The sequence below is a fragment of the Streptococcus mitis genome, assembly GCF_003942965.1.
GTDB classification, from domain to species: Bacteria; Bacillota; Bacilli; order Lactobacillales; family Streptococcaceae; genus Streptococcus; species Streptococcus mitis_BH.
Map to the genome: position 1 here is coordinate 1 of NZ_RJOG01000038.1, position 9900 is coordinate 9900.

Sequence of the window (9900 nt, forward strand, 5' to 3'; positions counted from 1 at the left end):
ATTATAAGGAGGTTGTGAGTCTCATGCAAGGCAAACAACAAGATTTTCGAACGGAGAAGTACATTCGTTACGGTATTCGTAAGTATAGCTTTGGAGCGGCATCAGTAGCGATTGCGGCTGGTTTGATGTTCCTAGGTAACGGTGCAGTATCAGCGACTGAAGTACAATCAGCTGAAACAGCTATTTCAACACCTGCTCCTAGTCAAGATGATAAAGAGAAGGAAAAGGCCGAGCCTAAAGCTGAAACAGTAGAAACTGTAAAACCTGAAACTACAAAAGCTGCAGAAGTTAAACCTGAAGTGAAAGTAGAAGAAGCTAAGGAAGTAAACAAGGCCATCCTTGAAGCAAGTATTGCTACTTTGGAGTCTAAACTTTCAACTGCTAAATATGCGGACGCTACAGTAGTAAGCTCAGCTAAGGAAGTGTTGGCAACAGCCAAAGTAGCTCTTGCTAAGGCTGAAGCTAGCCAAGCCGATGTAGATGCACAAGCAGCAACTGTATCAGCTTTGAGCACAGTTGTAACTGAGTCAAATACTGCTGGTTTCGATAAGAAACAAGCAGCTGAAAAAGAAGTTGCAAAAGCTGAAGCAGAAAAAACTGCTACTCCAGTTGAAAAAGCTCTTTCAGTAGCTACAACAACTCTGACACAAGTATCGTCAGAAGCTGAAGTAACCAACAAATTGGCTGAGACTGAACTTGCTAAGGCAGATGTCAAAGAAGAAAACAAGGCAGCAGTTACAGCAGCAGTGGCTAAAAACCAAGCGGTTCTAACTGAAACTAAAGCTCTTCTAGCTGATAAGAGTGTTACAAAAGAGCAAGTAGATGCACAATTGGAACGCCTCAATGAATCAATCCTTGCAGTTTACAATGAATTGAAAAACGCAGGAATCGGCCGTGATGGTAAGTTTGCAGTAAACTTGGCAGAGGCTCAAACAACAGCGCTTAAAGATGCTTCGACCGAAACAGGTAAAAAATGGTTAGAAGATCATGGATATTCTTCATTATCAGATATCAAAGTTAAAACGAAAGAAAATAACTTAAAAGAAATCAAAGACTTAAATGACCAAATTCAATGGTTAGACTTTGCGGATACAAATGCTTGGACTGGATTAACAGAGCATGGCCATCTACAAATTGGTTCTACATATACAAAAGAATTGATTCCTGGTTATATTGTTACTATGAAAGTTAAAGAATTAAAGCCGTTTGAGTCAACAGAAATATTCAAAAATCGTGTAGCAGGAACGGATTTAGAAAATACTTATCAACCAGATAAAGAAAATAAATTCAACCCAGAACAAGGTGCAACAGGATTAGGTGCAAATCCTCAAAACGGTTATACACACGTTAATAATGCGGGATTATCAACTGGTACATCAAAAACAACAATCGCAGGAACTAACCCTCAAGGTCAACCGAAAAACGGTCAAGCTGCTGGGGTTAAATTTGATGTAACAGCAACTTATAATGGTAAGCCTGTAAAACCAGGTATTGTTATGACTTCTGGGGAAGATATTGGCCCTCTTGAGTCTGAAATTTACACAACTAATGGTACTCCATGGGACTTAGCTGCAATTGTTGGTTATAAAACAAATAAAAATGCGTATGTTCCACTTGATCAGTTTAAAGATCTTAATGGTGGTAAAACTGCTATCCTTAAATGGCAAGATGAAAAATTTGTTAATGCCTTAAACGGCGGGAAATTTGCAACTCCTGATGCTACTACTGCAGGTCTTGGTTCACAAGTATTTGGTGGATATCGTAACAATGGTGGAGCAGGAACTCCAGTATTATCTACAGCAAACGTAACAGAAGTAGGACTATACATCATGTCTTCTGGACAACAATCTTCTATGATTGGTATCAAGTTCTCTGACTTTGGAGATCTTCCAGAATCATATGGTTTAGCTGAACACTTCTTAAGAACAGAAACTGTAGACTACTTAACTAAACAGAAGAAACAAATTCAACAACCATACTTAGGTAAAGTTAAAGCTGATATCGACTCTGCACCAGGTACTCGTGTACGTGGAATAGGTTCTGATGATGCTACAGAAACTGGAGATGAAGGTGTTGATCAATTAATTTCAGAAGAACATGTACACACTAACGTAGATACAGGACAACCAGAGGTTAAATTCATCCAAGGACCAGATAATACTTATAAAGTAAAACTTTACGCTTCAGCAAATGGTAATGACAAGTACACAGATACAGTTGCACCAGCTTATGTGCGTGGATTTATCGACTTTAACGGAAATGGTAAATTTGACGAAGGTGAACAATCAGATATCGTACAAGTTAATGGAAACAACCAAATTGTAGAATTAACGTTTAAGAATACTCAAGTAATCGACACTAGTAAAGATGTAGTAAACTTCCGTGTTCGTATCGCAAAAGATGAAGCTCAAGTAGAAAGATCAAATGGAATTGCATACTCTGGGGAAGTTGAAGATAACCAAATCCAAGTAGCGCACCCACCACGTGGAGATAAAGAAGAAACTACTGGTAAACAAGGTGAAACTCAATCAGTTGGTATCGAGTTCAGAACACGTCCATCAGGTGACGATGCATCTGACTTAGGTTCTAACAATGGTAAAACTACCTTTAACTCATACGGTAAAATTCACTACACTGAACAAAGTAACGTGATTAGTGCAGAAACTACTAAGAAAGTTCAATCTGAAGGTGTAATGATCGTTAATCCAGATGGAACATTAACAAAAACTTACACTAAAGCAGGTCAAGGTACTTATACGGTAACAGATGACAAGATTACTTTCACTCCAGAAGCTAACTTCGTAGGAAAAGCGGATGGTATCGTATTACGTGCTGTAGACTCAAATGGTCAATCAACAGGATGGACTGCATTAACAAACCAAAATGGACTTGAAAACATCAATGATGGTACTCACTCAGCAGGTACAACTAAAACTATGGATGCTGTATACATTCCAACAGTAACTCCGAAAGAAATCACTGCAGATCCAGAAGAATCAACAGATGTACAAGGTAAAGAACAGAAGAAAACACCAACATTTAAAACCGAAGGTGATTCAGCTACACCAGTAACACCAAATTCTACTTATCCAGCTAAATTAGTAGATCCAAAAACAGGAGCTAAAGTTGACTCTGTAACAGTAGATGGAGAAGGAACTTATACAATCAATCCTACGACTGGTGAAGTAACATTCCAACCACTTCCAACATTCAAAGGAACTGCTTCAGGTGTTGACGTAACATTAACAGCACCAGTAGGTCAAGATAAAGATGGCCAACCTGTAACTGCAACAGCTACTACAAAATACACTCCAACAGTAACAGCTGTAGAACCAACAGCTAAACCTACAGACTCAGCAGGTGTACAAGGTGAGACTCAAAAAGGAACTCCTACATTCACAGCAGGAAATGCAGAAGTACCAATTAAAGAAAACTCTCACAAGCTTCTAGATAAAGAAGGAAATGAAGTTCAACCTGGACAAACAACTCCAGCATACGCTGAAGATGGAGTCACTCCAGTAGGTACTTACTCAATCGACCCAGCGACAGGTGAAGTAACATTCACACCAACTGATAAAACTTACACTGGTAAAGTAACACCAGCTAAAGTACAAGCAGAAGATAAAAACGGAACTAAGGTAAACACTACTTACACTCCACATATCGTAGGTGTCACACCAACAGCAACACCAGCGGAATCTTCAGGTATCCAAGGACAGCCACAAGATGGAACAGTATCATTCACTAAAGGTGAAACAACAATCGAAGGTGAGAAAAAATCAGTTCCAATCAAAGCTAACTCAGCGGTTCTACTTGATGCTTCAGGTAATCCAGTAGCACCAGGTACTCCAGTAGACGCTTTAGATCCAGAAGGAAACAAAGTAGGGGAATACACAATTGATCCAGCTACTAACAAAGTAACATTCACACCAACTAACAAAGAATACAAAGGTAAAGTACAGCCAGCTAAGGTTCAAGCAGAAGACGAAAATGGAACAAAAGTTTCAACAACTTACACTCCATCTATCGTAGGTGTCACACCAACTGCTTCACCAGCTGAAACAACTGATGTACAAGGTGTTGAACAATCTAAAGAAGTAACCTTCAAACCTGGTAAAGCAACAGTTAATGGTGTTGAAAAAGAAGTGCCAATCGACACTACTTCATACAAACTATTGGATGAAAGTGGACAACCAGCGGAATCAGTTCCAGCTAAAAACCCAGCAGGAGATGTTATCGGTACTTACACACTTAAAATTGTAGACGGTAAAGCAACTGCGGTATTTACACCAACTGATAAAACATATGCAGGAGAAGTTGAACCAGTTACTATCCAAGCCAAAGACACAAATGGAACTCCAGTAACAACAACTTACACTCCAAACATCACTCCAGTTGAGCCTACAGGAACTCCAAAATCTACTGAAGGTGCACAAGGACAGCCTCAAGAAGGAACTCCAACATTCACACCAGGTAACTCTAAAGTTCCTATGAAGATTGATGCTGAACAACCAGCTAAATTAATCGATCCAGCTACTGGACAACCAACTGATGAAACAACAATTCCAGCGAAAGACGCTAAAGGAAACACAGTTGGTACATACACAATCGATCCAGAAACAGGTAAAGTGACATTCACACCTAACAAAGACTTCGTAGGTACTCCAGTACCAGCAACAGTTCAAGCTAAAGATGCGAATGGAACTCCAACAACTGCTACTTACACTCCAACAGTTAAACCAGTGACTCCAGTAGGTGTTAATACATTCACTGAAGATATTCAAGGTGCACCTCAAAGTGGTAAACCAGAATTCAAACCTGGTAAAACTACAATCGACGGTAAAGAAGTAGAAGTACCAATGGACGATAAAGTACCAGCAACATTTGAAGATGGAACTACAACTAAGACAATTCCAGGAGAAGGAACATACACAGTAGATCCAGATGGAACAGTACACTTCACTCCAGACCCACAATTCAAAGGTAAAGGAACAACAATGACAGTTGTTCGTAAAGACCAAAACGGAACACCAGTAACTGCAGAATACACAGCTGTTGTACACCCAGCATCTCCAGAAGGAACAGAAGTTGAAACTGCAGGTGTTCAAGGTAAAGAACAAAGTGGTAAACCAAACTTCATCGGTGGTAAAGTAACGATTGACGGTGTTGAAAAAACTGTTGAAATCGATAATAATGTACCAGCGAAACTAATTGATCCTAAGACAGGTCAAGAAGTAACAACTGTAACAATTGACGGAGAAGGAACTTACACAGTTGCAGAAGATGGAACTGTAAGATTCACTCCAGATAAAAACTTCAAAGGTAAAGGTACTGAATTAACAGTTAAACGTGTTGACAAAAATGGTACTCCAGCACTTGGTAAATACTCAGCGGTAGTAATCGGGGTGAAACCAACTGCAGAACCATCAGTAACTTCAGATATTCAAGGTCAAACTCAAAGCCAACTAGTTAAATTCAAAGGTGGGGTAGTTGAAGTTGAAGACCCAATGACTAAAGCTAAAACTGAAGAAGTAGTAGCAATCGATCCAACAACTTACACACTACTTGATGAAAAAGGACAACCAGCTACAGAAGTACCAGCTAAAGATCCAAAAGGAAATGTAATTGGTAAATATACTCTTACAACAGAACCTGGTAAAGATCCAGTTGCAGTATTCACTCCAACAGATAAAACTTACTCAGGAGAAGTTAAACCAGTAANAGTTCAAGCGAAAGATACAAATGGAACAGCTGTAACAACAACTTACACTCCAAATATCACGCCTGTTAAACCAACTGCGAAAGGAACAACTTCTGAAGGTGCACAAGGTCAAGAGCAAAGCGGAACTCCTACATTTACTGAAGGAAACACTAAAGCTCCAATCGATCCAACTGTACCAGCTAAACTAATCGATCCAGAAACTGGTGAACCAACTGATGAAACTTCAGTAGAAGTACCAGGAGAAGGAACATACACAATCAACCCAGAAACTGGTGAAGTAACATTCAAACCAGAACCAAACTTCACAGGTAAAGCACAAGGTGTTGAAGTTCAACGTAAAGATACAAACGGAACTCCAGCTACAGCTAAATACATACCAACAGTTAAACCAGTAACACCAAAATCAGATGACGTAGTATCTGAAGATGTACAAGGTGCTAAACAAACTGGAACTCCAGTATTCACACCAGGTAAAACAACAGTTAACGGTAAAGATGTAACTGTAGAATTATCTGATGAACCAGCTAAATTAGTAGATCCGAAAACAGGAGAATCAGTAGATTCTGTAACAGTTCCAGGAGAAGGAACTTACACAGTAGCTCCAGACGGAACTGTAACATTCACTCCAGAAAAAGACTTCACAGGTAAAGCTAGTGGTGTAACAGTTAAACGTACTGACAAAAATGGTACAGAAGTAACAGCTAAATACACACCAACAGTTAAACCAGTAACACCAACTGCAGAAGGTGTAACAACAACTGATGTTCAAGGAGCTAAACAAACTGGTAAACCAGAATTCACAGCAGGTAAAACAACAGTTAACGGTGTAGAAAAAACTGTAGAACTTGATAATACTAAACCAGCTACATTCGAGGATGGTTCAACTACGAAAGAAGTGCCAGGAGAAGGAACTTACACAGTAGCTCCAGACGGAACTGTAACATTCACTCCAAATAAAGACTTTACTGGTCAAGCGACAGGTGTAACTGTTAAACGTGTTGACAAAAACGGAACACCAGTAACAGCTAAATACACTCCAGTAGTATTACCAGTAACTCCAACAGGTAAAGACGTAACATCAATCGGTGAAAAAGGACAACCTCAATCAGAAACTCCAGTATTCACAGCTGGAACTACTAAAGTAAACGGTAAAACTGTAACATTACCAATCGATGAAACAGTAGCTCCAACTCTTGAAGGTGCTGATAAAGATGGTAAAGTAGTAGTACCAGGAGAAGGGACTTACACCATCGATAAGAATGGTAAAGTAACGTTCACTCCAGAAAAAGACTTCGTAGGAAAAGCTAAAGGTGTAACAGTTAAACGTGTTGACGAAAACGGAACACCAGTAACAGCTAAATACACACCAACAGTATTAGGTAAAACAACTACAGAAAACGTAGTATCTGAAGGTGCTAAAGGACAACCTCAATCTAATACTCCAGTATTCAAAGGTGATGTAGACACTACAGTAGCTCCAACATTTAAAGATGGATCAACAACTAAAGAAGTACCAGGAGAAGGAACTTACACAATCGATAAAGACGGTAAAGTAACATTCACTCCAGAACCAAACTTCGTAGGAAAAGCTACTCCAGTAGAAGTTGTACGCAAAGATAAAAATGGTAAGACAATCAAAGCTTCTTACACACCAACAGTTCGTCCTGATACTAAATTTGTAGTAGTAGGAAAAGACGGTAAAGAAACTGAAATTATCCCATCTAAAGATGGTAAAAACCCATCAGAAAAAATCTCAGGATACAAACTTGTTAAGACTGAAACGGATGAAAAAGGGAATACGAAACATATCTACGAACCAGTAACAACTAAACACGTAGATAGAAAAGGAAACCCAATCCCAGGAACAACAACAGAAGAAGGAACAAAAGATAAGAAAGATATCCCAGGTTATCGTTTCGTAGAAACTAAGAAACTTCCAAATGGTGATACAGAATATGTATACGAAAAAGTAACGACAAGATACGTAGATCAAGCTGGTCACCCAATTCCAGGAACTGAAATTGAAGAAGGAACAAAAGAACCTAAGAACATTCCAGGTTACAAACTAGTAAGTACAACAACTAGTCGAAAAGGAGATACAGTTCACACTTACGCACCAGTTCAAACATTCTTCAAAGATAAAGATGGAAACATCATTCCAGGATATCCAGTAGAAGAAGGAACAAAAGATAAGAAAGATATCCCAGGTTATCGTTTCGTAGAAACTAAGAAACTTCCAAATGGTGATGTGGAGCACGTATACGAAAAAGTAACAACTCCAGCACCAACTCCATCAGTTGAAAAACCAAGAATTATTGCACGTGACACTGAAGGAAATATCATTCCAGGATTTGAATTCGATATGTTGTCACCAATCTTGGATATTCCTGAGTATGAGTATGTAGGTGAAGAGCATCTTCCTGATGGTACAATCAAACGTATCTACAAGAAAGTGAAGAAATCAACTCCGCCAGTAAGTCCATATAATCCAACACCAACGCCAGTTACAGAAAAAGTATTAACAACTTATGTAGATGAAAATGGTGAATTGATTATTCCGGATGAAAATGGATCACATCCAGGTAAGCCATTAGAAGGTTATGAGTTAGTTCGTACAGAAACAGATGCTAAAGGTAATGTTCATAATGTTTACCGTAAGATCCAATCTCAAAAACCAGTACAAGCAACAGCAATGGGAGAAGCTGAAGCTAAGCGCGAATTGCCAAATACTGGTACAGAAGACAGTGCTAGCCTTGCAGCACTTGGACTTCTCGGAGTATTGAGCGGATTTGGTCTTGTAGCTCGTAAGAAGAAAGAAGACTGATCTTTCTAGTTAATATGATTTGTTTGTAATGAACATATCATCCCTAAAGCTGATGAATCGAATGATTCATCAGCTTTTTGCTGTATAACGAGCATACCCTACATCTGGATTGTGGTTATCATCTACTAGTAAAGCTGTTAGCGACTCTCAAGTCTGACGCTGGAAATAAGAGTTGGCAGAGGAAGGAATAGCGAAATCGTGGCTTTACGAACAGAAAGATGAAGATTCGTATAGCTGATGAAGATGAGAGCAATTCCAAAGTACAAAAAATAGCCGTAACCTAAATGTGTAAATGATGAGAGGAGTTGAATTTGAATTAGAGAGGTGATTAATAGATTTTTGATCTAGTCATGGTAGCTTATATGTTTTTGATTCTAGTTCATTAAATAATAGATTAGAATTGTCAGACAATATCATTTTATGTTATAATGAAGAAAAAACAGAGGTGTTCAAATGTCAGAAGCAGGTCATAAGTTTTTAGCAAAATTGGGGAAAAAACGCTTACGTCCAGGTGGAAAACGTGCCACAGATTGGTTAATTGCAGAAGGAGGATTTTCAAAAGAAAAGAGAATACTAGAGGTTGCGTGTAATAGGGGAACTACAGCAATTGAGTTGGCACAGCGTTTTGGTTGTAAGATAACTGCTGTTGATATGGATGAACAAGCCTTAGAAGTGGCTAAAAAATCTGCTGAAACGGCAGGTGTTGGTCATTTGATTAGGTTTGAAAGAGCAAATGCAATGAAACTTCTTTATGAAGATGCTAGTTTTGATATTGTTATAAATGAAGCTATGCTGACTATGCAAGCCGATCAAGCTAAGAAAAAATGTGTAATGGAATATCTAAGAGTTTTAAAACCTGGAGGTCTTCTTTTGACACATGATGTGCTTCTTAAGGAAGCTAAAGAGTCTGTCAGACAGGAATTGTCACAAGCAATTCATGTAAATGTAGGTCCTTTAACTCAAGATGGTTGGGAACAGGTGATGATAGAATCAGGTTATCGTGATGTGAAAGTATTGACTGGTGAAATGACATTAATGAAATTATCAGGTATGATTTATGACGAAGGTTGGCTAGGAACTTTGAAAATTTGCGTAAATGCTTGTAAAAAGGAGAATAGAAAGCAGTTTTTAACTATGTATAAAATGTTTGCTAAGAATAAACAGAAACTGGGCTTTATTGCGATGGCTAGTTATAAATCGTCAAATCGTTAGATAATCATTGATGTTAACTTTTCCTTTTTTCTTTCTTAAAAAATATGCTATAATAGAGAGTAAAAACTTTGAAAGAAAGAAAAAGATGAATTTAAAAGATTACATTGCAACAATTGAAAATTATCCAAAGGAAGGAATTACC

At 38.4% G+C, this 9900-nt stretch carries 2 protein-coding genes; both read left to right on the forward strand.

The features are described from left to right. Nucleotides 1-23: 23 nt before the first annotated feature. Entirely contained in the window at nucleotides 24-8546 is an 8523-nt protein-coding gene (locus D8837_RS08695) for a YSIRK-type signal peptide-containing protein (RefSeq protein WP_125456807.1), read from the forward strand. 453 nt (nucleotides 8547-8999) lie between these two features. Further along, on the forward strand, nucleotides 9000-9758 hold the full coding sequence (locus D8837_RS08700) for a class I SAM-dependent methyltransferase (protein ID WP_125456808.1): 759 nt from the start codon (nucleotides 9000-9002) through the stop codon (nucleotides 9756-9758). Nucleotides 9759-9900 lie beyond the last annotated feature (142 nt).